The sequence below is a fragment of the Streptomyces sp. NBC_00193 genome (assembly GCF_026342735.1).
Taxonomy (GTDB): domain Bacteria; phylum Actinomycetota; class Actinomycetes; order Streptomycetales; family Streptomycetaceae; genus Streptomyces; species Streptomyces stoeckheimensis.
In genome coordinates, this window is the sequence record NZ_JAPEMM010000001.1 from 4,671,318 (window position 1) to 4,695,706 (window position 24,389).

General features: G+C 71.9%; 25 protein-coding genes and 1 riboswitch. Of the genes, 14 read left to right on the forward strand and 11 right to left on the reverse strand.

Going from position 1 to position 24,389, the window contains the following annotated elements:
* Positions 1-57 precede the first annotated feature (57 nt).
* Positions 58-999, forward strand: coding sequence for an ROK family glucokinase (locus OG898_RS20750; protein ID WP_250743712.1), 942 nt, complete (start codon positions 58-60; stop codon positions 997-999).
* Positions 1,000-1,086: 87 nt separating this feature from the next.
* Positions 1,087-1,842 (forward strand): endonuclease/exonuclease/phosphatase family protein, encoded by a 756-nt coding sequence (locus OG898_RS20755; protein WP_250743713.1) that lies wholly within the window; start codon positions 1,087-1,089, stop codon positions 1,840-1,842.
* A 551-nt stretch (positions 1,843-2,393) separates the two neighbouring features.
* Here the strand turns inward: OG898_RS20755 and OG898_RS20760 are convergent.
* Together OG898_RS20760 and OG898_RS20765 are read right to left on the reverse strand one after the other, a co-directional pair.
* Positions 2,394-2,987, reverse strand: coding sequence for a hypothetical protein (locus OG898_RS20760; protein ID WP_266958578.1), 594 nt, complete (start codon positions 2,985-2,987; stop codon positions 2,394-2,396).
* The gene (locus tag OG898_RS20765) at positions 2,980-3,759 is read right to left on the reverse strand and encodes a carboxylesterase (RefSeq protein WP_250743716.1); all 780 of its coding nucleotides are present in this window, start codon (positions 3,757-3,759) and stop codon (positions 2,980-2,982) included. The genes OG898_RS20760 and OG898_RS20765 overlap by 8 nt, the downstream gene beginning before the upstream one ends.
* Positions 3,760-3,922: 163 nt before the next feature.
* On the opposite strand from OG898_RS20765, the gene OG898_RS20770 reads away from it, so the two are divergent.
* From OG898_RS20770 to OG898_RS20790, 5 genes are all read left to right on the forward strand, one after another.
* Positions 3,923-4,696 carry a 1-acyl-sn-glycerol-3-phosphate acyltransferase gene (locus tag OG898_RS20770; protein WP_266960351.1) on the forward strand — a complete coding sequence of 258 codons (774 nt, stop codon included), beginning with the start codon at positions 3,923-3,925 and terminating at the stop codon, positions 4,694-4,696.
* Positions 4,697-4,734: 38 nt separating this feature from the next.
* Positions 4,735-5,943, forward strand: a complete 1,209-nt coding sequence (locus tag OG898_RS20775) for a MacS family sensor histidine kinase (RefSeq protein WP_250743717.1) — start codon at positions 4,735-4,737, stop codon at positions 5,941-5,943.
* Between the two features lie 59 nt (positions 5,944-6,002).
* A complete protein-coding gene (locus OG898_RS20780; RefSeq protein ID WP_250743819.1) occupies positions 6,003-6,647 on the forward strand; it encodes a response regulator transcription factor in 645 nt (214 codons plus the stop codon).
* A gap of 181 nt (positions 6,648-6,828) precedes the next feature.
* Positions 6,829-7,857 carry a 6-phosphofructokinase gene (locus OG898_RS20785; RefSeq protein ID WP_250743820.1) on the forward strand — a complete coding sequence of 343 codons (1,029 nt, stop codon included), beginning with the start codon at positions 6,829-6,831 and terminating at the stop codon, positions 7,855-7,857.
* A gap of 113 nt (positions 7,858-7,970) precedes the next feature.
* A complete protein-coding gene (locus tag OG898_RS20790; protein WP_250743719.1) occupies positions 7,971-8,972 on the forward strand; it encodes a 2-hydroxyacid dehydrogenase in 1,002 nt (333 codons plus the stop codon).
* A 105-nt stretch (positions 8,973-9,077) separates the two neighbouring features.
* Here the strand turns inward: OG898_RS20790 and OG898_RS20795 are convergent, their stop codons facing one another.
* On the reverse strand, positions 9,078-10,982 hold the full coding sequence (locus OG898_RS20795; protein WP_266958581.1) for an anthranilate synthase family protein: 1,905 nt from the start codon (positions 10,980-10,982) through the stop codon (positions 9,078-9,080).
* A gap of 117 nt (positions 10,983-11,099) precedes the next feature.
* Positions 11,100-11,168, reverse strand: a complete 69-nt coding sequence (locus tag OG898_RS36405) for a trp operon leader peptide (RefSeq protein WP_202203957.1) — start codon at positions 11,166-11,168, stop codon at positions 11,100-11,102.
* A 125-nt stretch (positions 11,169-11,293) separates the two neighbouring features.
* On the opposite strand from OG898_RS36405, the gene OG898_RS20800 reads away from it, so the two are divergent.
* Both OG898_RS20800 and OG898_RS20805 read left to right on the forward strand, forming a co-directional pair.
* Positions 11,294-12,649 (forward strand): class II 3-deoxy-7-phosphoheptulonate synthase, encoded by a 1,356-nt coding sequence (locus OG898_RS20800; RefSeq protein WP_250743721.1) that lies wholly within the window; start codon positions 11,294-11,296, stop codon positions 12,647-12,649.
* Positions 12,650-12,819: 170 nt separating this feature from the next.
* Positions 12,820-13,086 carry a bacterioferritin-associated ferredoxin gene (locus tag OG898_RS20805; protein WP_250743822.1) on the forward strand — a complete coding sequence of 89 codons (267 nt, stop codon included), beginning with the start codon at positions 12,820-12,822 and terminating at the stop codon, positions 13,084-13,086.
* A 30-nt stretch (positions 13,087-13,116) separates the two neighbouring features.
* On the opposite strand, the gene bfr is transcribed toward OG898_RS20805, so the two are convergent.
* The gene (gene bfr, locus OG898_RS20810; protein ID WP_112446344.1) at positions 13,117-13,593 is read right to left on the reverse strand and encodes a bacterioferritin; all 477 of its coding nucleotides are present in this window, start codon (positions 13,591-13,593) and stop codon (positions 13,117-13,119) included.
* Between the two features lie 173 nt (positions 13,594-13,766).
* Between bfr and OG898_RS20815 the strand changes: the two genes are divergently transcribed.
* Positions 13,767-14,399 carry a sulfite oxidase-like oxidoreductase gene (locus OG898_RS20815; protein WP_250743722.1) on the forward strand — a complete coding sequence of 211 codons (633 nt, stop codon included), beginning with the start codon at positions 13,767-13,769 and terminating at the stop codon, positions 14,397-14,399.
* A gap of 23 nt (positions 14,400-14,422) precedes the next feature.
* Here OG898_RS20815 and OG898_RS20820 read toward each other — a convergent pair whose 3' ends face one another.
* The 6 genes from OG898_RS20820 to thiO all read right to left on the reverse strand — a co-directional run bounded on the left by OG898_RS20820 (position 14,423) and on the right by thiO (position 20,461).
* The gene (locus tag OG898_RS20820; RefSeq protein ID WP_266958584.1) at positions 14,423-14,965 is read right to left on the reverse strand and encodes a DUF4396 domain-containing protein; all 543 of its coding nucleotides are present in this window, start codon (positions 14,963-14,965) and stop codon (positions 14,423-14,425) included.
* Positions 14,966-15,061: 96 nt separating this feature from the next.
* Entirely contained in the window at positions 15,062-15,937 is an 876-nt protein-coding gene (locus tag OG898_RS20825; protein WP_266958586.1) for a deoxyribonuclease IV, read from the reverse strand.
* 9 nt (positions 15,938-15,946) lie between these two features.
* Entirely contained in the window at positions 15,947-17,899 is a 1,953-nt protein-coding gene (pknB, locus tag OG898_RS20830; RefSeq protein ID WP_250743725.1) for a Stk1 family PASTA domain-containing Ser/Thr kinase, read from the reverse strand.
* Positions 17,900-18,223: 324 nt separating this feature from the next.
* Positions 18,224-19,018 carry a thiazole synthase gene (locus OG898_RS20835; RefSeq protein ID WP_323182714.1) on the reverse strand — a complete coding sequence of 265 codons (795 nt, stop codon included), beginning with the start codon at positions 19,016-19,018 and terminating at the stop codon, positions 18,224-18,226.
* A 22-nt stretch (positions 19,019-19,040) separates the two neighbouring features.
* Positions 19,041-19,241, reverse strand: a complete 201-nt coding sequence (thiS, locus tag OG898_RS20840; RefSeq protein WP_243330100.1) for a sulfur carrier protein ThiS — start codon at positions 19,239-19,241, stop codon at positions 19,041-19,043.
* Positions 19,238-20,461: a glycine oxidase ThiO gene (gene thiO, locus OG898_RS20845; protein ID WP_266958590.1), complete on the reverse strand. Its 1,224-nt coding sequence runs from the start codon at positions 20,459-20,461 to the stop codon at positions 19,238-19,240. Before thiO ends, thiS begins: the two co-directional genes overlap by 4 nt.
* Positions 20,459-20,571: riboswitch (TPP riboswitch) on the reverse strand. Its footprint overlaps the gene before it by 3 nt.
* 223 nt (positions 20,572-20,794) lie before the next feature.
* On the opposite strand from thiO, the gene OG898_RS20850 reads away from it, so the two are divergent.
* The 4 genes from OG898_RS20850 to metF all read left to right on the forward strand — a co-directional run bounded on the left by OG898_RS20850 (position 20,795) and on the right by metF (position 24,349).
* Positions 20,795-21,964 (forward strand): NAD(P)/FAD-dependent oxidoreductase, encoded by a 1,170-nt coding sequence (locus OG898_RS20850; RefSeq protein WP_250743823.1) that lies wholly within the window; start codon positions 20,795-20,797, stop codon positions 21,962-21,964.
* 224 nt (positions 21,965-22,188) lie between these two features.
* Positions 22,189-22,554, forward strand: a complete 366-nt coding sequence (locus tag OG898_RS20855) for an Rv2175c family DNA-binding protein (protein ID WP_243330105.1) — start codon at positions 22,189-22,191, stop codon at positions 22,552-22,554.
* Between the two features lie 106 nt (positions 22,555-22,660).
* Positions 22,661-23,311: a thiamine phosphate synthase gene (thiE, locus tag OG898_RS20860; protein WP_250743729.1), complete on the forward strand. Its 651-nt coding sequence runs from the start codon at positions 22,661-22,663 to the stop codon at positions 23,309-23,311.
* Between the two features lie 123 nt (positions 23,312-23,434).
* Complete coding sequence (gene metF, locus OG898_RS20865) at positions 23,435-24,349, forward strand: methylenetetrahydrofolate reductase [NAD(P)H] (RefSeq protein ID WP_250743730.1); 915 nt, start codon at positions 23,435-23,437, stop codon at positions 24,347-24,349.
* The last annotated feature ends 40 nt before the right edge of the window (positions 24,350-24,389 follow it).

Below are 24,389 nucleotides of genomic sequence, written 5' to 3' on the forward strand. Positions count from 1 at the left end.
CCGCCTCCCTCGGGTACGGTTGACAGCGGCGGGGTTTGACCGGAAACCGAGGGACTAATGGGACTCACCATCGGCGTCGACATCGGCGGCACGAAGATCGCGGCCGGCGTGGTCGACGAAGACGGCACCATCCTTGAGACGTACAAGGTGCCCACGCCGCCGACCCCGGACGGAGTGACGGACGCGATCTGCGCCGCCGTCTCCGAGGTCAGCGCCAGCCACACCATCGACGCGGTCGGCATCGGCGCCGCCGGATACGTCGACGACAAGCGTGCGACGGTGCTCTTCGCGCCGAACATCAACTGGCGGCACGAGCCGCTCAAGGACAAGGTCGAGCAGCGCATCGGCCTGCCCGTGGTCGTCGAGAACGACGCCAACTGCGCCGCCTGGGGCGAGTACCGCTTCGGCGCCGGCCAGGGCCACGAGGACGTCATCTGCATCACGCTCGGCACGGGCCTGGGCGGCGGCATCATCATCGGCAACAAGCTCCGGCGCGGACGCTTCGGCGTGGCCGCCGAGTTCGGCCACATCCGCGTCGTCCCCGACGGCCTGCTGTGCGGCTGCGGCAGCCAGGGCTGCTGGGAGCAGTACGCCTCCGGGCGCGCGCTCGTCCGCTACGCGAAGCAGCGCGCCAACGCCACCCCCGAGAACGCGAAGGCCCTCCTCGCGCTCGGCGACGGCACCCCCGACGGCATCGAGGGCAAGCACATCAGCGAGGCGGCCCGCGCCGGCGACCTGGTGGCCATCGACTCCTTCCGCGAGCTGGCCCGCTGGGCAGGCGCCGGCCTCGCGGACCTGGCCTCGCTCTTCGACCCCTCGGCGTTCATCGTCGGCGGCGGCGTCTCGGACGAGGGAGACCTGGTCCTCGACCCGATCCGCAAGTCCTTCAAGCGCTGGCTGATCGGCGGCGCGTGGCGTCCGCACGCGCAGGTGCTCGCCGCCCAGCTGGGCGGCAAGGCCGGTCTGGTCGGAGCGGCGGACCTGGCCCGCCAGGGCTGAGGCCCGCCGCCCTGCGACAACCCGTAGCGACGGACTGCCCGCCGCGCCCTCTGGGGTGCGGCGGGCAGTCTCGTTATGTTGCGGGGTATGGACCTCACCGAGCTGCCGAACTCCCGCACCGAAGCCGATGGTTCCGCCGTGATCCGGGTGCTCTCCTACAACGTCCGCTCGCTGCGCGACGACGAGGACGCACTGGCCAGGGTGATCCGCGCGTGCGCGCCCGACCTGGTGTGCGTCCAGGAGGCGCCGAGGTTCTTCCGGTGGCGCAAGCACGCGGCGCGGCTCGCCTCGAAGTGCGACCTGGTGGTCCTGTCGGGCGGCGCCACGGCGGCGGGGCCGCTGCTCCTGTGTTCCCTACGGGCCTTCGTGGAGCGGACCGAGGACATACTGCTGCCGTTGACGCCGGGCCGCCACCGGCGGGGTTTCGCCACGGCCGTCGTACGGCTGGGCGGGGTCCGGGTGGGGGTGCTGAGCACGCACCTGTCGCTGGACGGGCCCGAGCGGCTGGCCCAGTCGGAGCTGCTGCTGGAGCGGCTCGCGGGGATGGACGTGCCGTACGCGATCGCGGCGGGGGACATCAACGAGGGCCCGTCCGGGCCCGCCTTCCGCCGGCTGGCGGGGGCCCTGCAGGACTGCCGGGCGGTGGCGCCGTGGGGTGGGGAGCACACGTGGGTGCGGTCGGCGCCGCCGCGGCGGATCGATGCCGTCTTCGCCAGCGCGGGGGTGCAGGTCCTCGCCTGCGGCGTCCCCTCCACCCTGCCCGGAGTCACCCCGGAGGACCTCACCCGAGCCACGGACCACCTCCCGGTCCTGGCCACCCTCCGACTGCCCGCGCCTTCCTAACGCGCCCCTCGCACGGTGCGGCCCTGGCGGGCCGTACCGGCTTCGCGCCGCAGCGCCGGACTCCGTCCGGCGGTGGTCGGCCGGCGTGCCCGCCACTGCCGTCCCGGCGTGGGGCCTGGTGGGCGGGTGCGGGTGGGTCGGCCCTGCGGGGCGGGGTCCCCTACCCGCCCTTCGCCCGTTCCCCGGGCTCCGCCCGGACCCGCTCCCTCGTGCGGCGCCGTTCCCGGGGGCCGGCCCCCGGACCCCCGCTCCTCAAACGCCGGAGGGGCTGGATTTTCGCCGGTGTCGGCCATCTCCAGCCTCGCCGGCGTTTGAGGCGCGGGGTCTGGGGCGGAGCCCCAGGGGGTCCGGGCAGTGCCCGGGGAACGGTGGAAGGGCGGGTAGGGGACTCAGCCCCGCAGGGCTGACCCAGCCGCACCCGCCCACCGGGACCCGCGTCAGGCGGCAGGGGCAGCAGCCCCGACCGCCCACCGCCGGACGGAGTCCGGCGCAGCGGGGCGAAGCCCAGGAGACCCGCAAGGGCCGAGTGGTGCGAGCTCCGCGTCAAAAGGTCAGACCACCGCGCCGCGGCCCGGGTCGTCGTTCTCGTCCTCGTCCGTGGACATCCGCGCGACCAGCGTCGCGAAGCCGCCCAGGAAGCCGCCGACGCCCAGCGTCGTCAGCCACCAGGTCATCTCCCACTGGAGCAGCACCGCCAGGAGCAGCAGGACCGGTCCGCCCACCACCGCCAGCCAGGCGAACTTCGACGTCGCGTCCGCCTCCGGCAGCTCCGGCTCCGGGGGCACGAAGTGCCCCTCGTCCTTCGCGGCCTCCGGGGAGTCGTCCGGCTCGGCCAGGGAGTGGTCCCGGGGACCCGGACCGATCGCGCCGCCCACGCCCGGGGCGAACACCACGGAGCTGCCCAGGGCCGCCGACGGCGGTTCCGGGGAGGCCGGGTTCGCCGGGGAAGCCGGGTCGGCCGGGGGCACCGGGCCGGCCGCCGGTTTCACGTCCTCCTCCGGCAGGAGGAGGTTCTCGATCGGCCGGAACGGTCTCGCGCCGGGCGGATCCGCCGGCTCCTGTCCGTAGCCGGCGACGATCGCCGCCCACGCAGCTTCCTCGTCCAGCGGGGGGACACCCCCGGAGGACTCCTCGTGCTCAGCCACCGCTGGCCGCCCCCTCCCTGCCCAAGCTCTCCGACAGCCTTCCGACGAACGCGTAGCTGTCCGCGAAGATCTTCTCCGCGTCATGGTCCAACGTCGCGACGTGGTAACTCTGTTCCAGCAGCGTTTCGGTGACGTCCGTGGAGGACACCCGCGCCAGGATCCGCGTCGAGTCCGTCGGCCGCACCACGTGGTCCTGCGGGCTGTGCAGCAGCAGCAGCGGCTGCGTGACCTGCGGCAGTTCGGTGTCCAGCATCTGCAGGAACTTCCGCAGCGAGTGCGCGGCCCGGGTCGGGACCCGGTCGTAGCCGACCTCGTCCGCGCCCGGCTTGGCGATGTCGCTCGCGATGCCCGGGGTCGACCGGATGAAGTGCTTGACCACCGGCAGGGCCACGGCCAGCGGGTCGTGGATCTTGTTGACGGGGTTGACGAGGACGATCCCGCTGATGCTGTCCCCGTGCTTCGCCGCCAGTCGCAGCGTCAGCGCGCCGCCCATCGACAGCCCGAAGACGAACACCTGATCGCAGCTGTCGAGGAGCTCCCGCAGCGCGCGGTCCACCTCGGCGTACCAGTCCTGCCAGCCGGTGAGCTGCATGTCCTGCCAGCGCGTCCCGTGCCCGGGGAGCAGGGGCAGCGACACCGTCAGTCCCTGCGAGGCCAGATGGTCGGCCCAGGGCCGCATCGACTGGGGGGAACCGGTGAAGCCGTGGCAGAGGAGGACGCCGACCTTTCCGCCCTCGTGGCGGAACGGCTCGGCTCCAGGGAGGACGGGCACCAGGGTCTCCTTAAAGGGGGGCGTGGGGTGCGTAGCGCTGTGTGACTTCACCGTACGCGACGGGGGTGGCACCGACCAGGGTCGTCGGACGGCTCCGGGTGCGGCCACGGGATATGGTCTGTTCGACAGACACAGGAAGGCTTTCGAGTTGATCTACGGCGCAATGAAGTTCTCGATCGGCGGTTCCCTGAAGCTCGCCTTCAGGCCGTGGGTGGAGGGCCTCGAGAACATTCCCGCAGAGGGGCCGGCGATCCTCGCGAGCAACCACCTGTCCTTCTCCGACTCCTTCTTCCTCCCGGCCGTGCTGGACCGGAAGGTGACCTTCATCGCGAAGGCGGAGTACTTCACCTCCCCGGGCGTCAAGGGCAAGCTGACGGCCGCCTTCTTCAAGGGCGTCGGCCAGCTCCCGGTGGACCGCTCGGGTGCGCGCGGGGCCGGCGAGGCCGCCATCAAGAGCGGCATCGACGTCATCGAGCGCGGAGAGCTGTTCGGTATTTACCCCGAGGGGACGCGTTCACCCGACGGCCGGCTGTACCGCGGAAAGCCCGGCGGTCTGGCCCGGGTGGCGCTGGCCACCGGCGCGCCCGTGATCCCCGTCGCGATGATCGACACGGAGAAGATCCAGCCGCCCGGCAAGGTGGTGCCCAAGCTGATGCGCCCGGGCATCCGGATCGGCAAGCCGCTGGACTTCAGCCGCTACCACGGCATGGACGGGGACCGCTTCATCCTCCGCTCGGTGACCGACGAGGTCATGTACGAGATCATGAAGCTCTCCGGCCAGGAGTACGTCGACATCTACGCGACGGCCGCCAAGCGGCAGATCGCCGACGCGGAGAAGGCCGCCGCGAAGAGCGAGAAGGCCGAGAAGGCGGAGCAGGCCGAGAAGGCCGAGAGCACCGAGAAGGCCGGAACGGCCGTCGCGGACACCGACAAGTAGCAGCACACGGGCGGGACCGCCCGTACGGGGTGGGGGAGATGACGAAGCGCGAGCGCGTCGTACGCATGTCGGTCGAGCAGCCGCTGTGGCGTGCCCTGACGGCCTACCGGCTGCTCACCATGGTCTACGCGGCCCTGCTGTTCGCCTCCGCCTACAAGGAGTTCGACCGCCCCTGGATCGCGGCCTCCTACCTCGCCTTCCTGGCGGGCTGGACCCTGGTCACGCTTCCCAAGGTGGCCAACGCCGCCAGCTGCACCAAGCGGTTCCTGGGCGCCGACCTCACCGTCGCCTGCGTCGGGATCCTGCTCACCCCGCTCGCCGACAGCCACGACCGCGTCACGGGCGGCGGCCCCACGCTGCCCTCCATATGGACCGCGGGCGCGGTCCTCGCCTTCGCCCTCAAGGGCGGCTGGCGCTGGGCCTGTTTCGCCTCCAGCTTCGTCGCCGCCGCGAACCTCGTGCAGCGAGGCGAGCCCACCCGGGACACCCTGCACAACGTGCTCCTGGTCTGGGTGGCCTCCATCGCCATCGGCTACGTCGTCGAGGTGGCCCGCGCCAGTGAGGCCACGCTCGCCCGAGCCCTGGAGATCGAGGCCGCCACCCGGGAGCGCGAACGCCTCGCCCGCGACATCCACGACGGGGTCCTCCAGGTCCTCGCCATGGTCCAGCGGCGCGGCACCGAACTGGGCGGGGAGGCCGCCGAGCTGGGACGGATGGCGGGGGAGCAGGAGGTCGCGCTGCGCACCCTGGTCTCCAGCGGACTGACGCGCCCCTCGCGGATCTCCCGCGACGAGGCGCACGGCGCGATCGTGGCCTCGGTCGAGGTGGAGGAACCCGGCGAGGACGAGGGCGAGCTCGATCTGCGGGCCCTCCTCGCCCCGTACGCGGGCTCGCGGGTGAGCTTCGCGGAACCGGGCACCCCGGTGCCGCTGCCGGTGCCCGCCGCCAGGGAGCTGGCCGCGGCGGTCGGGGCCGCCCTCGACAACGTGCGCAAGCACGCGGGCGAGGGGGCCAGTGCCTGGATCCTGGTCGAGGACTGGGGCGACGAGGTGATCGTGACCGTCCGGGACGACGGTCCGGGCATCCCGGCCGGCCGGCTCGACCAGGCCGAGGGCGAGGGCCGGATGGGAGTGGCCCTGTCCATCCGGGGCCGGCTCCGGGACCTCGGCGGCAGCGCCGAGCTGGTGTCCGTCCCGGGGCAGGGCACCGAAGTGGAACTGAAAGTACCGAGGGGGAGCAACCAGTGAACGAGTCGAGCGGGTCGAACGGGCAGGGCGAGCAGAGCGGCCTGGGCGGCATCAAGGTCATGGTCGTGGACGACCATCCGATGTGGCGGGACGCGGTCGCCCGCGACCTGGCCGCCGCCGGTTTCGACCTGGTGGCCACCGCGGGCGACGGACCCGAGGCAGTCCGCCGGGCCCGCGCGGCGGCCCCGCACGTCCTGGTCCTCGACCTCAACCTGCCCGGCATGCCCGGGGTCCAGGTCTGCAAGGAACTGGTCGGCGCCAACCCGGCGCTGCGGGTCCTCGTGCTCTCCGCGAGCGGCGAGCACGCCGACGTCCTGGAAGCGGTGAAGTCCGGCGCGACCGGCTACCTGCTGAAGTCCGCGGGCGCCCAGGAGCTCATCGACGCCGTGCGCCGCACGGCGGCCGGCGACCCCGTCTTCACCCCGGGCCTGGCCGGCCTGGTCCTGGGCGAGTACCGGCGCCTCGCCACCGACCCGGCGCCGGCCGCCTCCGACGAGCCGAAGGCCCCGCAACTCACCGACCGGGAGACCGAGGTGCTGCGGCTGGTGGCCAAGGGGCTCTCGTACAAGCAGATCGCGGAACGGCTGGTCATCTCCCACCGCACCGTGCAGAACCACGTGCAGAACACCCTCGGCAAGCTCCAGTTGCACAACCGGGTGGAGCTCGTCCGGTACGCGATCGAGCGGGGTCTCGACGACGCGTGAGGCCCGCACGGGGCGAGGCCGCCGCTCGTACGAGTGAACGGGCGTACGCAACGCCCCGCAATTCCCCCGGAATTGACCCTTCCTCAGGCCTTGGTGTGACCTGAGTCACCACTAGCGTGACCGTCATGCGGGCCCCGCGGCCTCAGCGGGCCCTGTGGCGAAGGGAAATTCCATGAAGGCCATGAAGGTCGGAGTGCTGACGGGCGGCGGCGACTGCCCCGGGCTCAACGCAGTGATCCGCAGCGTCGTGCGCAAGGGCGTGCAGGAGTACGCGTACGAGTTCGTCGGGTTCAAGGACGGCTGGCGGGGTGCGGTCGAAGGTCGCACCGTTCCGCTCGACATCCCCGCCGTCCGCGGGATCCTGCCGCGCGGCGGGACCATCCTCGGCTCCTCGCGCACCAACCCGTTCAAGCTGGACGACGGCGTCCGCCAGATCAAGGAGAACCTCGCCAAGTACGAGGTCGACGCCCTCGTCGCGATCGGCGGCGAGGACACCTTGGGCGTGGCCGCGAAGCTCTACGAGGAGTACGGCATCCCCTGCGTCGGGGTCCCGAAGACCATCGACAACGATCTGTCGGCCACCGACTACACCTTCGGCTTCGACACCGCCGTCGGCATCGCCACCGAGGCCATCGACCGGCTGCACACCACCGCCGAATCGCACATGCGGGTGCTCGTCGTCGAGGTGATGGGCCGGCACGCCGGCTGGATCGCCCTGCACTCGGGACTCGCGGGCGGCGCCAACGTCATCCTCATTCCGGAGCAGCGCTTCGACGTGGACCAGGTGTGCGAGTGGGTGACCTCCCGCTTCAAGGCGAGCTACGCGCCGATCGTGTGCGTCGCCGAGGGTGCGATGCCCAAGGACGGCGACATGGTGCTGAAGGATGCGACGAAGGATTCCTTCGGGCACGTCCGGCTGTCCGGCGTGGGTGAATGGCTGGCCAAGGAGATCGAGGCGCGGACCGGCAAGGAGGCCCGTACGACCGTACTCGGACACATCCAGCGGGGCGGCACCCCGAGCGCGTTCGACCGGTGGCTGGCCACCCGCTTCGGGCTGCACGCGATCGACGCGGTGCGCGACGGGGACTTCGGGAAGATGGTCGCGCTGAAGGGCACGGACATCGTGCGGGTGCCGATCGCCGAGGCCACGGCGAAGCTGAAGACGGTGGACCCGGCGCTGTACAAGGAGGCCGGAGTGTTCTTCGGCTGAGTTCCCGGCCGTTCTCCGTTGCTCTCGGCTGGGCCGCACGGCGGGTAGGGACCGTGGGTCGTAAGGTGACGAACGACCCATGGTCCGATTCTTTGCGCAGTACGGGAGCGAACGTGGAAATCCTGGCATTCGGGGTGACGGCGGACGAGAAGCCGCTCATCGAGAAGGCATTCGCGGGGCAGCACGAGGTGCGCTGCCTGGACGTCTTCCTCAGCGAGGACACCGCCCCCATCGCCGCCGGGTACGAGATCGTGTCGTCGAGCGTCAACGCGGACCTGAGCGGGCGGGTGCTGCGCACCCTGGCCGCCGGCGGGACGAAGATGATCGCCCAGCGCTCCACCGGCTTCAACAACATCGACCTGGACGTCGCGCGGCAGCTCGGCCTGACGGTCGGCCGGGTCTCGTACTACTCCCCGTACTCGGTGGCCGAGTTCGCGTGGACCCTGGCCATGGCGGTGAACCGGCGGATCGTCCGGGCCTCGAACCGCACGCGGGACTTCGACTTCCGGCTCAACGGCCTGATGGGCCGCGACATGCGCGGCCGCACGGTCGGGGTGCTCGGCACCGGCAAGATCGGGGAGGCGTTCACCCGGATCGCCCACGGCTTCGGCATGAACCTGCTGGGCTGGGACGTGGCGCAGAACCCGGCGTGCGTGGAGCTGGGCATGAAGTACGTGGACAAGGACGAGCTGTTCGCGTCCTCGGACCTGATCAGCCTGCACGTTCCGCTGCTGGAGTCCACGCACCACATCATCGGCGCCCAGGCACTCAAGCTGATGAAGGACGACGCGATCCTGGTGAACTCCAGCCGCGGCGGGCTCATCGACACGGACGCGCTGGTCACGGAGCTGCGTTCGGGGCGCTTCACGGGGGTCGGCCTGGACGTGTACGAGGCGGAGGCCGGACTCTTCTTCCTGGACAAGTCCCTGGTGGTCGTCGAGGACGACACCCTGGCGCGGCTGATCACCTTCCCGAACGTGGTCGTCACCTCCCACCAGGCGTACTACACCCTCGACGCGGTGAGCCAGATCATCGACACCACGGTCGCCAACGTCGCGGACTACCTGGCGGGCCGCCGCTCGGAGAACACCCTGAGTCCCGCCGAGCCTTCCTGAGGTCGGCGGGGCTGCTCTTCCAGCCGGTCCGGCGTTTGAGGACCGGGTCCGGGCGGAGCCCGGGGAACGGTGGAAGGGCGGGTAGGGGACCGCTCCGCGCAGCGGCTAGGCCGGGGCGGCTGCCCGGAGCCCGGCGATCAGGTCGCGGACCAGCTCCGCGCCGCGCAGGGTCAGGACCGACTCCGGGTGGAACTGCACGCCCGCGAAGCCTCCCGCCGCGGAGCGCAGCGCGTGGACCTCACCGGTGGCGGGGTCCCGGGAGACCTCGATGCCCCGCAGGGCCAGGGACCGCTCCCGCTCCGCGGAGCAGTGCGCCGCGTACGTGTTGTAGAAGCCGACGACCTCCTGCGCCCCGAACAGCGGGATCCGCGTCTGCGCCCCCTGCGCCGGCTCCGCCTTGCGGACCAGCGGGAGCCCCAGCTCGGCGGCGAGCAGCTGGTGGCTGAGGCAGACCCCGAGCAGGCCGCCCCGGTGCGAGGTCAGGAGCTCCGCCGTCAGCTCGCGCATCGTGCGGATCTTCGGATCGCCGAAGTCCGCCGGGTCGCCCGGGCCGGGGCCGAGCACGATCGGCCCGTCCCAGGTCAGGGCGGCCGCCCGCAGCCCCGGGTCGTCGTAGCGGCGTACGGTCACCTCCAGCCCGGCCACCCGCAGCACGTGCCGCAGCATCGAGGTGAAGGTGTCCTCCCCGTCCACCACCAGCGCGTGGCCCGTCACCTGCGACGGCCGCTCCTGCATCCGCAGCCAGAACGGCGCCAGGTCCTCGCGGCGAGCCGCCAGGGCGGCCTGGACCCGGGGGTCGTCGGCCAGCCGGGCCCCCGTGAAGGAGGGCCGCACCGCCGCCGGGCGCACGCCCAGCGCAGCCAGTACGCCCGCCGCCTTCGCGTGCGTCTCCGCCACCTCGCCCGCCGGGTCGGAGTGCCGTACGAGGGTGGCCCCGACGGGCACCCGCAGTGCGCCGTCCGGCGCGATGTCCGCCGTCCGGATGAGGATGGGGGAGTCGAGGGTCTGGGCGCCCGAGGCGTCGAGGCCCAGCAGGGCCAGCGCGCCGGCGTAGTAGCCGCGGCCGCCCGTCTCGTACCGCTCGATGACCCGGCAGGCGTTCTGCACCGGCGATCCGGTCACCGTCGCCGCGAACATCGTCTCCTTCAGCACCTCGCGGACGTCCAGCGAGGACCGGCCGCGCAGCTCGTACTCGGTGTGCGCGAGGTGTGCCATCTCCTTGAGCCGGGGGCCGACGACCACACCGCCCATGTCCCCGACCGTGCACATCATCTTGAGCTCCTCGTCCACCACCATGGACAGCTCCTCGGTCTCCTTGCGGTCCCCGAGGAAGGCGAGGAGGGAGTCGGCCGTCGGCCCCCCGGCCGGATAGCGGTAGGTGCCGCTGATCGGGTTCATCACGACCGTCCCGCCGGACATCCGCACGTGCACCTCGGGGCTGGCCCCGACGAGGGTGCGGTCCCCGGTGTGGACCACGTACGTCCAGTACGCGCCCCGCTCGCCCTCCAGCAGCCGCCGGAACAGTGCGAGGGCGTCGGCGCGGCCGAAGCCCTCGATGCGGCCCCCGTAGGTGCGCCGGATGACGAAGTTCGCGCCCTCGCCCCGGCCGATCTCGTCCTCGATGACCCGCCGGACGGTGTCCGCGTACTCCTCGTCGGGGACGTCGAAGCCGCCGCCGTCGACGCGTACCTCGTGGGCCGGCAGCGCGGCCAGCGCCTCGGCGAGCGGGATCTCGTAGGCCTCCTCGGCGACCAGGACGCTCAGCGGCGTGCCGTCGTCGCGCACGTCGAAGCCGCGCTCCCGCATCTGGCGGAAGGGGACGAGGGCCAGGGCGGGCCGCTCGCCGACGGGCAGGTCGGCCAGGTGCTCGGCCTCGTGGACCGGGCCGATCAGTACCTCGACGGTGTCGTGGTCGCGGCCGGGCGTGCGGCGGCGCAGCAGCGCGAACGGCGGGCAGGCGTCGTCGAGCAGTCGGCTCAGGTGGGGGTGGGAGTGAGGGTGCGGGTGCATGGAGTGGGCGTCCTATCCGGTTTCGGAGGGTGGGACGGCCCGGTGTTCCAGAGACTGTGTCGACTCACAGAACGCGGAAGGCCGCCCCTCGGGGCGGCCTTCGTTTCGCTCGTGTCTTCAGGTACGCGCGAGAAGTGGGCCGCCGGGAGCGGTCCACCACCAGTTCTGGTTCGAGTGCGCGTACATGCTCCGACCCTAGCCCAACCGTCGGGCCAGGGCAGGTAAACGGGTGAGTAACAGAGCGAGAGACATCCGTCTCACGTAGTGGTCCTCGACCGGGAGGTGCGGTGTGACGCCGTAATGTGTGTGGGGTGACCGTGAACGCTGAAACCCAAGCCCCCGCCTCCAAGGCGACCTGGCGGGACCTTCCCGCGGCGCAGCAGCCTTCGTACCCCGATGCCGAGGCCCTGCGCGCTGTCGTCGCGGACCTCGAGTCGTATCCTCCCCTCGTTTTCGCGGGCGAATGCGACCAGCTGCGCGCCCGCCTGGGAGCCGTCGCCAAGGGCGAGGCGTTCCTGCTGCAGGGTGGCGACTGCGCCGAGGCCTTCGATGCCGTCTCCGCCGACCACATCCGCGCCAAGCTGAAGACGCTGCTCCAGATGAGCGCCGTCCTGACGTACGCGGCCTCCGTGCCCGTCGTCAAGGTCGGCCGCATCGCGGGCCAGTACTCCAAGCCGCGCTCCAAGGACACCGAGACCCGCGACGGCATCACCCTGCCGACGTACCGCGGCGACTCCGTGAACGGCTTCGCCTTCAACGAGGCGTCCCGCGTCCCGGACCCCGAGCGCCTCAAGCGCATGTACCACGCGTCGGCCTCCACGCTGAACCTGGTGCGCGCCTTCACCACCGGCGGTTACGCCGACCTGCGCCAGGTGCACGCCTGGAACCAGGACTTCGTGAAGAACTCCCCGTCCGGGCAGCGCTACGAGCAGCTCGCGCGGGAGATCGACAACGCGCTGAACTTCATGAAGGCCTGTGGCACCGACCCGGCGGAGTTCAAGGCCGTCGAGTTCTACGCCTCCCACGAGGCGCTGCTCCTCGACTACGAGGGCGCCCTCACCCGCACGGACTCCCGCACCGGCCGGCTGTACGACACCTCGGGCCACATGGTCTGGATCGGTGAGCGCACCCGCCAGCTGGACCACGCGCACATCGAGTTCTGCTCGCAGATCGCCAACCCGATCGGCATCAAGCTCGGCCCCACCACCACGGTGGACGAGGCGCTCACCTACATCGACCGCCTCGACCCCGAGCGCGAGCCGGGCCGACTGACCTTCGTCGTCCGCATGGGCGCCGACAAGGTCCGCGACAAGCTCCCCGAGCTCGTCGAGAAGGTCACCGCCTCCGGCGCGACCGTCGCCTGGGTCACCGACCCGATGCACGGCAACACCTTCGAGGCGGCCTCCGGCCACAAGACGCGCCGTTTCGACGACGTGCTCGACGAGGTCAAGGGCTTCTTCGAGGTCCACAAGGGCCTCGGCACCCACCCGGGCGGCATCCACGTCGAGCTCACCGGTGACGACGTCACCGAGTGCGTGGGCGGCGGCGACGAGATCTTCGTCGACGACCTGCACCAGCGCTACGAGACGGCCTGCGACCCGCGCCTCAACCGCAGCCAGTCCCTGGACCTGGCGTTCCTCGTCGCCGAGATGTACCGCGACCAGTAGGACGGCAGCGCGGTGTGAGTACCGACGAGTAACGGCCGATGGGGCGCGGATCCAATGTGATCCGCGCCCCATCGTCGTTCCCGGCTCTTTTAGGGAACCCTAAGTTTGGGTATGGTTAGGTAAGCCTCACCGAATAGGGGATGGCTGGCCGAACCATTCCTTCCTGGGAGGTGAACCGCGTGTACGTCTGCTCTTGTTTCGGGATCACCGACAAGCAGGTCAAGGACCACGCGGAGGCCGGAGCCTGCACGCCCCGCCAGATCGCCTCGGCCACGAAGGCCGGCACCGACTGCGGTTCCTGCGTGCGGACCATCCAGGGTCTCCTCGGCCGCGGGGCCTGCCCACGCCGTGAACTGCTGGAGAAGGGCGACGCCGCCGCCGTACTCGCGGCCGACCCGCTGGTACCGGTCACCGCGGAGCTCGCCGAAGCCGCGTAGGGCACCCCCTGCGGACCGGCCCCGTACGGACTAGCTCGGCTGCTCGATGAGCTGCGCGATGTAGAGCGCCTCGCCGATGGACTCGATGAGCTCCAGCTGGGTGTCGAGGTAGTCGATGTGGTGCTCCTCGTCCTCCAGGATCTCCTCGAAGAGCCGCGCCGAGGTGACGTCACCCTTGCCGCGCATGACCTCGATGCCGCGCTTGAGGCGGTCGATCGCCTCGACCTCGACCTGCCGGTCGGCCTGGAACATCTCCGTCAGCGTCTGGCCCACGCGGACGTGGAAGAGGCGCTGGTAGTTCGGCAGACCGTCGAGCATCAGGATGCGCTCGGTGATCTTGTCCGCGTGCTTCATCTCATCGATGGACTCTTCGCGCGTGTACTTGGCGAGCTTCGTCCAACCCTTGTTGTCCTGGATCCGGTAGTGGAGCCAGTACTGGTTGATGGCCGTAAGTTCGCCGGTCAGCTGCTCGTTGAGAAACTCGAGGACCTCGGGGTCGCCCTGCATCGCAGAGGCTCCTTCCAAGCAATGTCAGCAATGTGACGGGGCAGGTGCGCGCATCCTTGCACCGCCACAGGAGGCCGTCCAGTAAGTGCCTCCTTAGTGGGAGTTACCGTGACTTGCCCGAATCCGGGCGAAGCTGGTCATGACCACCCCGCCAAGTCTGTCACCATGGAGACATGGGTCAGCCGGAAAGCCGGGAATCTCCGGGATCAGAGCAACTGGAGCTTCCCCCGGGGCAGCGGTTGCAGCGAGGCTGGCCGGTCACCCACTACGGACCGGTACCCAAGTTCAAGCCCGAGCGCTGGGAGTTCCGCGTCTTCGGCGCGACGGCCGACGGTGAGAAGCACTGCTGGAACCACGAGGAGTTCGCGGCCCTGCCGTTCGACTCCGTCGAGGCGGACCTGCACTGCGTGACGAAGTTCAGCATGACCGGTGCCGAATGGGGCGGCGTGCTCGCCCGCAGGATCCTCGACCTCGCTCCGCCGTCCCCGCAGGTCACGCACGTGATGGTGTGGGCCGAGTACGGCTTCAGCTCCAACATGCGCCTCGCGGACTTCGCCTCCGAGCGGACGGTCTTCGCCACCCACCAGGGCGGTGAACTGCTCACCGCCGAGCACGGTTTCCCGCTCCGGCTGGTCGTGCCCCACCTCTACGCGTGGAAGGGCCCCAAGTGGGTCCGCGGCATCGAGTACATGACCGCCGACCGCCGCGGCTTCTGGGAGGAGCGCGGCTACCACAACATCGGCGACCCCTGGCGCGAGCAGCGCTACTCGTACCAGGAGGAGCCGGGGGACGGCCCCGAGCTGTAGCGGTAGCTCATCGGTTCGGTGGCTCAATGGTGGTACTGGTGGACCACCGCGTGACCCTTTCCGCGGCCGATCATCCACTTGTTGACCGGCGTCGTGACGACGAAGGCCACCGCGAACGCGATCGCGAGCGCCGTCCAGAACAGCGCGTCCGACAGCATCGCGTCCATGGCTCCGGGCCAGAGCAGGATCACCCCGTTGTCGATCACTTCCATGACGGCGATGGACAGCGTGTCCGCCGCCAACGCCACCCGAATGGCCGTACGGAAGTCCAGGCCGGCGGCACGGACCCCGCGCAGGGTGAGCGCGTAGCCGAAGAAGAACGCGAGGACGATCGCGAGGACCATCGTCGGGGCGTTCCCCCAGCCCAGCGCCGTGCCGATGACCATGCCGAGCACCTCGCCGATGGCGCACCCGGTGAGGCAGTGGAGCGTGGCCTGCGCGGCTGCGGCCCAGGTGACCTTGCCGCCGGGGGTGGCGTGGTGGTGGCCGTGGCCGTGGTGCTCGTGCTGTCCCTGGTGCTGCTCGTGCTGCTCGTGCTGCTCGTGCTGCTCGTGCGCGTGTTCCATGACAACCCCCTGGCGAGGAACGCCGGATAGCGGCTCTGTCGGTCGATATGACAGAACCGTATACCCCCCTGGGGTATTCCTCAACGGGTCGACGGATCAGCCGAGCTCGCGCAGCTCCTTCAGCAGCGCCACGTCCGCCGCGTGCCCTTCCTTGCCGCCGGGCGTCTCGATGATCAGCGGTACGCCCTCCATCGCCGGGTGCGTGAACAGCTCGGCGAAGGCGTCCCGGCCGATGTGGCCCTGACCGATCTGCGCGTGCCGGTCCTTGTGGGCGCCCACGCCCTCCTTGGAGTCGTTGGCGTGCACCAGCTTCAGCCGGCCCTCGCCCACCGTGTCCACCAGCAGGTCCAGCGTCTGCTTCGTCCCGCCCGGCTCCGCCAGATCGTGCCCGGCCGCGAAGATGTGGCAGGTGTCGAGGCAGATCCCCAGCATCGGATGCCAGTCGAGGGCGTCGAAGTACGGGCCGAACTCCTCGGCGGTCGAGCACAGCGAGGAACCCTGCCCGGCCGTGGACTCCAGCAGCAGGAAGGGGTCGTCGTCATGCGTCAGCTCGTCCAGCAGCGGCAGCATGTGCTCCCTGACCTGCGCGTACGCCGCCTCGCGCGGCCGGCCCCCGGTCGCCGAGCCGGTGTGCACGACCACCCCGAGCGCGCCGATCGCGCGGGCCCGGCGCAGCGAGTGCCGCAGCGATTCCACGGACTTCTCGACGGTGGCCTCGGTGTGCGAGCCGAAGTTGATCAGGTACGGCGCGTGGACGTAGGCCGGGATCCCCTCGGTCGCACAGGCCTCGCGGAACAGCTCGTCCTGGGCGGGATTGCCGACCGGCGTGGCCCAGCCGCGCGGATTGGCGACGAAGACCTGGACGGCCTCGGCACCCATCTCGCGGGCGTACGCCAGCCCGACCGAGGCCAGCCCGCCCGCGACGGGCACGTGCCCGCCGACCGGATTGCGGCCCGTTGAATTGTTGTTCATGGCGTGCTGTTACAGCCCCTTGGTCCTGATGGTGATGGTGCTGCCCTCGGCGGCGTTCTGGCCCGCGGGGACCGACTGGGAGTCGACGGTGTTGCTGAAGGAGAGGAAGGGCTTGTCGACCTTGACCTTGAAGCCCAGCCCCTCCAGGGTCTTGCGGGCCGCGTCGGCCTCCTGGCCGGTGACGTCCGGGACCGGGATCTGGCGGGGGCCCTTGGACACGGTGAGGGTGACGGTGTCACCCGCGGCGGCCTGGGTGCCGGCGCCGATCGACTGGTTGGCGACCGTACCGGCGGGGGAGGGGGAATTGACCTCCTCCGGGGCCGTCTCCACCTTCAGGCCGAGGCCCTCCAGGGTGGAACGGGCCTGGTCGAGGGAGGTTCCCGTGACGCGCGGGACCGGCACCGGGCGGCCCTTGCTGACCACCATCGCGACCAGGGTGTCGAGGGAACGCTTCTGGCCGCCCGTCGGGTCCGTGCTGATCACCGAGCCCTGCGCGACGTCCTGGCTGAAGGCCTGCGTGACGGCCCCCGGCGTCAGGCCGACCGAGGTCAGCTCGGCCTTCGCGGCCTCCAGGGGCTTGCCCTTGAGGTCGGGTACGACGACGACCTCGGGGCCGCGCGAGATGGTGAGCGTCACCGCGCCGTTGCCGCGGATGCGCTTGCCGCCGGCGGGGTCGGTGTTCATGACGGTCCCCTTGTCGAAGGCCGCGCTGAACTTCCGGTCGACCCGCTTCACCCCGAGCCCGGCCGCCGACAGCTGGGACTTGGCCTCCGCCTCGGTCTTGCCGAGCAGGTTGGGGACCTTCGTGAACTGGCCGGAGCTGATGTACCAGACCCCCGTACCGAGGCCGAGGAAGAGCAGCACGCCGAGCACGACCAGCAGCACGCCGGGCCGCCGGATCCGGGAGGCGGCCGGCGCGGGCGCCGGAGGCAGGGGCGGAGCCGCGAGCCGCGAGGTGTGGGACACCGGCTCGGCGTGCGAAGCGTGTGCGGTGTGTGGGGCGTGGGCGGCATGCGAGGCGTGCGTGGTCACCGGGCGGGGGATCACGCTGGTGCGGTCCTCGGCTGCGGTCCGCTCCGCGGCCCGGGCCTGCGGCGGTACTGCGTCCAGCTCGGAGTCGGAGAGCTGGGCACGGGCCCCTATGGCCAGCCCGAGGAGGGCGGCCGCGTCGTAGGGACGCAGATCCGGGTGGCGCGCGGTGGCCTGGGCGACGACCTCGTCGAGCGCGACGGGCAGCCCGGGGACGGCGGCCGACGGGGGCGGGACGTCCTCGTTGAGGTGCTGGTAGAGCACCTGGGCCGGGTTGACGCCGGTGTGCGGCTTGGAGCCGGTGAGCATCTCGTAGAACACGACGCCGCAGGCGTAGACGTCCACGCGGGTGTCGGTGACGCCGTTCTCGATCTGCTCGGGCGCGAGGTAGGACACGGTCCCGAGGACGGACCCGGTGGTATTGGTCACGGAGTCCACGGACCGGACCAGCCCGAAGTCGGCCACCTTGACCCGGCCGTCGTCGCCGATCAGCACGTTCTCGGGCTTCATGTCCCGGTGCACGAAGCCGGCGCGGTGCGCGGCGCCGAGGGCGGCGAGCACCGGTTCGAGGATGTCGAGGGCCGCGCGCGGCTGGAGCGCGCCGCGCTCGCGGAGCACGTCGCGCAGGGTGCAGCCGGACACGTACTCCATGGCGAGGTACGTGTACGGCCCGTGCGTGCCCTGGTCGAAGACGGCCACGACGTTGGGGTGCGCCAGGCGGGCCACGGACTTCGCCTCCCGGATGAACCGGTCGACGAAGCCGGGGTCGGCGGCGAGGGCCGGGTGCATCACCTTCAGCGCGAGGACCCGGTCCAGCCGGGTGTCGACGGCCCGGTAGACCGTGGCCATGCCGCCGGCCGCGATACGGGCGTCCACGCGGTAGCGGCCGTCGAGCGTCTGCCCGACGAGGGGGTCATCCAGGGTCGTGTCCACCCGGAGATTCTACGAGGGCCGACTCGCCCCCCGTCCCGGGCGGCGGGGGGTTGCAGCCCAGCTGTGACGTGGGGGCGGCGGTACGGGTTCCCGCGGTCGCGGGGCCCTTACCCCCTCGCGCTCCACCCCCGGCCGGTGGCTGCCCACCCGCCGCCCCCTCGGCACTGGGCCGGACCGGGACCGCCTCTTCCCGCCCGGTTCCGCCGAGCTGGGCGGTCCCGGTCCTGCCTGGCCCCGAGGGCGGCGGGTGGGCAGCCACCGGGTCGGGGTGGCGCGCGAGGGGGTGAGGGCCCCGCCCCCGCAGGGCCCCGTACCGCCGCCCCCTCAGAACGCCGGGCGTTCCGGGTCCAGGGTGGCTCGGCCTTCTACCGGGGAGGAGGCTTCTGCGAAGCGGCGTTGGGGGATGCGGCCCGCGCGGTGGGCCAGGCGGCCCGCCGTGACCGCGTCGCGCATGGCCGCGGCCATCAGGACGGGGAGTTGGGCGCGGGTCACCGCCGAGGCGAGCATGACCGCCGCGCAGCCCAGTTCCATGGCCAGGGCCACGTCCGAGGCCGTTCCGGCGCCCGCGTCGAGGATGACCGGGACTCCGGCCCGTTCGGTGATCAGCTCGAAGTTGTGCGGGTTGCGGATGCCCATGCCGGAGCCGATCGGGGACCCGAGCGGCATGATCGCCGCGCAGCCCACGTCCTCCAGTTTGCGGGCGAGGACCGGGTCGTCGTTCGTGTACGGGAGGACAGTGAAGCCCTCGTCGACCAGGGTTTCGGCGGCGTCGAGGAGTTCGACCCCGTCCGGGAGGAGGGTGCGTTCGTCCGCGACGACCTCCAGCTTGATCCAGTCCGTGCCGAGGGCCTCCCGGGCGAGGCGCGCCGTCAGGACGGCTTCGCCGGCCGTGAAGCAGCCCGCGGTGTTGGGGAGGACCGCGATGCCCAGGCGGTTCAGGACGGACAGGACCGAGCCCTGCACCGTCGGGTCGAGGCGCCGCATCGCGACCGTGGTGAGTTCCGTGCCGGACGCGACCAGCGCCCGTTCCAGGATGTCCAGGCTCGGCGCCCCGCCGGTGCCCATGACCAGGCGCGAGGAGAAGGTCCGGCCGGCGAGGGTGAAGGCGTCGTCGGAAATGTCGTACGTGTCCGCCATGTGTTCAGCCTCCCTGGACTGCGGTGAGGACTTCGACGCGGTCGCCGTCGGTCACGGAGGTGTACGGCCACTGGCCGCGCGGCACCACGGTCTCGTTGAGGGCGGCCGCGACCCCCTTGGTGGCTTCGGTGAGGGTGGCGACCACCGTGGCGAGCATGGTCCCGTCCGCGATCTCGCGCGGCTCGCCGTTGACGGAAATGGTCATGCGAACGACTCCTGTCGCGTGAGGGTGGACGTGGGGGTGGCGGTGGGGGTGGCCGTGAGGGCGAAGCGGCGTGGGGTGAAGGGGCGGGCGATTTCTGGTAGTTCGCCGGTGGTCAGCAGGTCCGCCATCACGTCCCCCGTGAGAGGGGTGAGCAGGACGCCGTTGCGGTAGTGCCCGGTGGCCAGGTGCAGGCCCGGGAGTTCGGTCGGGCCGAGGAGGGGGGCGTTGTCCGGCGAGCCGGGGCGCAGCCCGGCCCGGGTCTCCACCAGGGGGAGTTCGGTGATGCCGGGCACCAGTTCGTGGGCGTCGCGCAGGAGTTCGTAGACGCCGCCCGCGGTGACGGTGGTGTCCCAGCCGAGTTCCTCGCTGGTGGCGCCGACGACGAGCTCGCCGTTCTCGCGGGGGACCAGGTAGACGTGGCTGCCGCGCACCACGGCCCGTACGGTCCGTGACAGGAACGGGGCGTACGAGGGGGGCACCGCGAGGCGCAGCACCTGGCCCTTCACCGGCCGTACGGGCGCCACGGCCTCGGGCGGTACGCCGTCCAGCCGGCCGCTGAGCGAGCCCGCGGCCAGGACGACCTGGTCGGCGCGCAGCTCCGTGGCGTCGGCGTCGTCGAGGACCGCGCCGCAGGCCCGGTCGGCGGCGGTCAGCAGTCGCGCCGCCCCGGCGCGGTGCAGGGCGACCCCGGCCCGTTCGCAGGCGGCCAGCAGGGCGGCCGCGAGGCGGCGGGGATCGACCTGGTGGTCGCCGTCCACGCGCAGGCCGCCGCGTACGCCCGGAGCCAGCATCGGTTCCAGGCGGCGGCACTCGCGGCCGGTCAGCCAGTCGGACTCCAGGCCGCAGCGGCGCTGGAGGGCGTGCAGTTCGCGCAGGTGCAGCCGGTCGTCGGCGTCGAGGGCGACGGCGAGGGTGCCGCAGGCGCGGTAGCCGATGTCCATGCCGCCGCTGGCTTCGGCGAGCTCGGCTGCGAACTCGGGGTAGCGGGCGGCGGAGGCGAGGTTGAGACCGAGCAGGGTCTCCTCGCCGTAGTGCAGCTCGGTGACGGCGGCCAGCATGCCGGCCGCGACCTGGGCGGCGCCGCCGCCGGGGGCCGGATCGGCCAGCGCGGTGCGCAGCCCGCGCCGGGCCGCCCGCCAGGCGGTGACCAGGCCGATGATGCCGCCCCCGATGACGAGGACGTCGTAGCCGGGACTCCGGCCGTTCCTGAATGAATGCATGGGCGTCCAGCCCCTCCCTTCGCCGGCATGACCCGGATCAGGTTCGTACGGTCGGAGGCCGGCCAGCCTCCCTCTCAGCCCGGTGCGCCCGGACTCCCGCGATAGGTTCGGTGCCAGAGTAACGCCGAGCCCGACGGCCGGTAAGGCTGCCTCCCCGGCAGCGGTGCCGGCCCGGCTGCGGCCGGGCTCCGGCCCGGATCCCGGACGGGGCGCCATCCCCTATTCCTGACGGACCGTCAGTTGATTAGGCTGGGCCGCGTGAGCGAGCAGACGCAACAGCAGACGCAGCAGGCGGAAGACACTCGGCGCGGCGTGGTGATCGTCGGCGCCGGGATGGCCGGGGTCCAGACCGCGGTCGCCCTCCGGGAACAGGGCTGGACCGGCCCCGTCACCCTGCTGGGGGCCGAACCCCACCAGCCCTACGACCGGCCCCCGCTGTCCAAGGCGGTGCTCCTCGGCAAGGCGGAGGACTCGGCCTTCGACGTCGACTTCGAGGAGCTCGGCATCGAGCTCCGGCTGGGGGTCGAGGTCACCGGGCTGCGGCCCGCCGACCGGGAGGTGGACACCGAGGCCGGCCCGGTCCCGTACGAGGTCCTCGTGCTGGCGACCGGTGCCCTCCCGCTGACCCTGCCCGGCGCGGACGGCGTCCCCGGCGTGCACCTGCTGCGCACCCTGGACGATGCGGCCCGGCTGCGGCCCGTCCTGGCGGCCGGCTCGGCGGTGGTCGTGGTCGGGGCCGGCTGGATCGGCGCGGAATTCGCGACGGCCGCCCGGGAGGCGGGCTGCGCGGTGACGGTCGTCGAGGCGGCCGACCGGGTACTGGCGGGCGCGCTGCCCGCGGAGGTGGCCGAGCCGATGGGGCGCTGGTACGCCGAGGCGGGCGCCGAGCTGCTGACCGGTGCGAGGGTGGCCTCCGTGGAGCCGGGCCGGGTCCTGCTGGCAGACGGGCGGGCGCTGCCGGCCGGGGCGGTGGTGGTGGGCATCGGCGCCCGGCCGGCCACCGGATGGCTGGCCGGGTCCGGCGTGGAGCTCGGCCCGGACGGAGCGGTCACCGCCGACGAGCGGCTGCGCACCTCGGTGCCCGGGGTGTACGCCGTGGGGGACTGCGCCTCGTTCCCGTCGGGCCGCTACGGATCCCGGCTGCTGGTGCACCACTGGGACAACGCGCTCCAAGGGCCGCGGGTGGTGGCGTCGGACATCGTGGCCGGGGGCTCGGGGGAGCAGGTCTACGACCCGGTCCCGTACTTCTGGTCGGAGCAGTTCGGCCGCTTCGTGCAGTACGCGGGCCATCACGGCGACGCGGACGCGATGCTGTGGCGCGGTGACCCGGGGGCGGACACCTGGTCGGTGTGCTGGCTGCGGGAGGGGCGGCTGGTCGCGGTCCTCGCGGTGGGTCGCCCGCGCGACCTGGCTCAGGGGCGCCGGCTCATCGAGTCGGGGACCCCCGTCGACCCGGCGAAGGTCTCGGACCCGGGGACCGCGCTGAAGTCCACGGCCGTCTGACCCGGTGGGGCCCGGCCAGGGAACGGGGCCGCCCGGTTCGGGCCCGCGCCCTCGCCCGGAGCCGTACCCGTACCCGTACCCGGCCCTCGGGCCGGTCCCGCCCGCGGATCGGGCCTGCTCAGCCGTGGGACAGGCCCCCTCCGGGGCCGTTCGCGGAGGCGTTCCCGCCCCGGACGGGGTCGCTCGGGTACCGGCAGCCAGTCCGAGATGGCAGGCTTGTGCTCGTGACCGAGATTGACGCAAAGATCGATGCCCTTGTTCCCGCCTGGCTGTACCTCCCCGACATCGCGGAGATGCTCGACATCGAAGTGACCAAGGTTCGCCAGCTGGTCAAGGAGGGGCAGCTGCTCGCGGTGCGCCGCGGCGAGAACCGCTCCCTCCAGGTCCCCGCCGCCTTCATCGACGGAGACAAGATCGTCAAGGGCCTGGTCGGCCTGCTGACCGTGCTCCGCGACGACCGCTTCACCGACGCGGAGATCCTGGAGTGGCTCTTCACCGCCGACGAGACCCTGCCCGGCACCCCCGTGCAGGCGCTGAGCGAGAATCGCGGCACGGAGGTGAAGCGCCGCGCTCAGGCGCTCGCCATCTGACCTGACTTCGCACCAAGAGCAAGAGCAAGCGCAAGCGCGGTGTGCGGGCCCCGGCCGGGGCCCGCACACCGCGTACGTACGTACGACACACGACCCGGGGGTACCCATGTCCGCCATCGCCGCCCAGCTGTCCGATGCCCGGCTCTACCTGTGCACGGACGCCCGCAAGCGGCAGGGCGACCTCCCCGAGTTCCTGGACGCCGTCCTCGCCGGCGGGGTGGACATCGTCCAGCTCCGCGACAAGGGCATGGAGGCGGGCGAGGAGCTGGAGCACCTCCAGGTCTTCGCCGAAGCGGCCCGCCGCCACGGCAAGCTGCTCGCCGTCAACGACCGGGCCGACGTCGCGCACGCCATCGGCTCGGACGTGCTGCACCTCGGGCAGGGCGACATCCCGGTGCCCGCGGCCCGCGCCATCCTGGGCCGAGAGGTCCTCATCGGCCGCTCCTGCCACTCCGAGGCGGAGGTCGACGCGGCCGTCGCCGAGGCCGGCGTGGACTACTTCTGCACCGGCCCCTGCTGGCCCACCCCCACCAAGCCCGGCCGGTTCGCCCCCGGCCTCGGCCTCGTCCGGCACGCGGCCTCCCTCGCCCAGGACCGGCCGTGGTTCGCCATCGGCGGGATCGACGCGGGGAACCTGGACGAAGTACTGGACGCCGGCGCCTCCCGCGTCGTGGTCGTACGGGCCCTCACCGAGGCCTCGGACCCCGGCGCCGCCGCCGCTGACCTCGCCAAGCGGGTCCGCGCCCGGCTCGGCTAGCGGGCCCCGGGCAGGCGCGAGCGGCCCCGGCCGCGCGCACCCCGTCCACCCCGGCGTCTCATTTTCGCGTCCAATCCGTGGACAACGCTTCGATGGACACCGGACCGCGTCTAACCTCCCCGTATGGCCCTTGGTACCTCTTCCACCTGGTCGGACCGTGCACACACGGTCCGCGACCTCATCGCGTCCGGGCGCTCGTACTCCTTCGAGTTCTGGGCCCCCAAGACGGAGAAGGGTGAGCGCAACCTCTGGAACGCGCTGCGCCGGGTCGAGGCCGTGGCCCCGAGCTTCGTCTCCGTCACCTACGGGGCCGGCGGCTCGACCCGCGGCGGCACCGTCCGGGCCACCGAGCAGATCGCCGCGGACACCACCCTGACCCCGGTCGCGCACCTCACCGCCGTCGACCACTCGATCGCCGAGCTGCGCAACGTCATCGGGCAGTTCGCCGACGCCGGCATCCGCAACATGCTCGTCGTGCGCGGAGACCCGCCGGGCAACCCCATGGGCGAGTGGGTGCCGCACCCCGAGGGCGTGCACTACGCGGCCGACCTGGTCCGGCTGGTCAAGGAGTCCGGCGACTTCTGCGTCGGCGTCGCGGCCTTCCCCGAGATGCACCCGCGCTCCACGGACTGGGACACGGACATCCGGCACTTCGTGGACAAGTGCCGCGCGGGCGCCGACTATGCGATCACACAGATGTTCTTCGATCCGGAGCACTATCTCCGGATGCGCGACAGCGTGGAGAAGGCGGGCTGCGAGACCCCGATCATCCCCGAGGTCATGCCTGTTGTGAACATCAAGCAGCTCGACCGGCTCCCGCAACTCAGCAACGCAATCTTCCCTGCGGCTGTGAAAGAGCGCATGCTCGCGGTCAAGGACGACGCGGCCGCTGTACGCTCCATTGGCATCGAGTTCGCCACGGAGTTCTGCGCGCGGCTGCTGTCCGAGGGTGTCCCGGGGCTGCACTTCATCACGCTGAACAATTCCACGGCGACTCTCGAGATCTACGAGAACTTGGGCCTGCACCAGCGGGCCTGATCGGCCGGCCCCGTTCCCCACGGGCGGGCGGCCGTACCGA

Excerpts from the sequence above, each read along its gene's own strand:
- thiE (WP_250743729.1), top strand. The coding sequence starts at position 22,661 with ATGTCCGCCATCGCCGCCCAGCTGTCCGATGCCCGGCTCTACCTGTGC.
- OG898_RS20750 (WP_250743712.1), top strand. The coding sequence starts at position 58 with ATGGGACTCACCATCGGCGTCGACATCGGCGGCACGAAGATCGCGGCC.
- bfr (WP_112446344.1), bottom strand. The coding sequence starts at position 13,593 with ATGCAGGGCGACCCCGAGGTCCTCGAGTTTCTCAACGAGCAGCTGACC.
- OG898_RS20795 (WP_266958581.1), bottom strand. The coding sequence starts at position 10,982 with ATGCACCCGCACCCTCACTCCCACCCCCACCTGAGCCGACTGCTCGAC.
- OG898_RS20815 (WP_250743722.1), top strand. The coding sequence starts at position 13,767 with ATGGGTCAGCCGGAAAGCCGGGAATCTCCGGGATCAGAGCAACTGGAG.
- thiS (WP_243330100.1), bottom strand. The coding sequence starts at position 19,241 with ATGACCATTTCCGTCAACGGCGAGCCGCGCGAGATCGCGGACGGGACC.
- OG898_RS20755 (WP_250743713.1), top strand. The coding sequence starts at position 1,087 with ATGGACCTCACCGAGCTGCCGAACTCCCGCACCGAAGCCGATGGTTCC.
- metF (WP_250743730.1), top strand. The coding sequence starts at position 23,435 with ATGGCCCTTGGTACCTCTTCCACCTGGTCGGACCGTGCACACACGGTC.
- OG898_RS20770 (WP_266960351.1), top strand. The coding sequence starts at position 3,923 with ATGAAGTTCTCGATCGGCGGTTCCCTGAAGCTCGCCTTCAGGCCGTGG.
- OG898_RS20850 (WP_250743823.1), top strand. The coding sequence starts at position 20,795 with ATGGCCGGGGTCCAGACCGCGGTCGCCCTCCGGGAACAGGGCTGGACC.
- OG898_RS20820 (WP_266958584.1), bottom strand. The coding sequence starts at position 14,965 with ATGGAACACGCGCACGAGCAGCACGAGCAGCACGAGCAGCACGAGCAG.
- OG898_RS20785 (WP_250743820.1), top strand. The coding sequence starts at position 6,829 with ATGAAGGTCGGAGTGCTGACGGGCGGCGGCGACTGCCCCGGGCTCAAC.
- OG898_RS20775 (WP_250743717.1), top strand. The coding sequence starts at position 4,735 with ATGACGAAGCGCGAGCGCGTCGTACGCATGTCGGTCGAGCAGCCGCTG.
- OG898_RS20825 (WP_266958586.1), bottom strand. The coding sequence starts at position 15,937 with ATGAACAACAATTCAACGGGCCGCAATCCGGTCGGCGGGCACGTGCCC.
- thiO (WP_266958590.1), bottom strand. The coding sequence starts at position 20,461 with ATGCATTCATTCAGGAACGGCCGGAGTCCCGGCTACGACGTCCTCGTC.
- OG898_RS20780 (WP_250743819.1), top strand. The coding sequence starts at position 6,003 with ATGGTCGTGGACGACCATCCGATGTGGCGGGACGCGGTCGCCCGCGAC.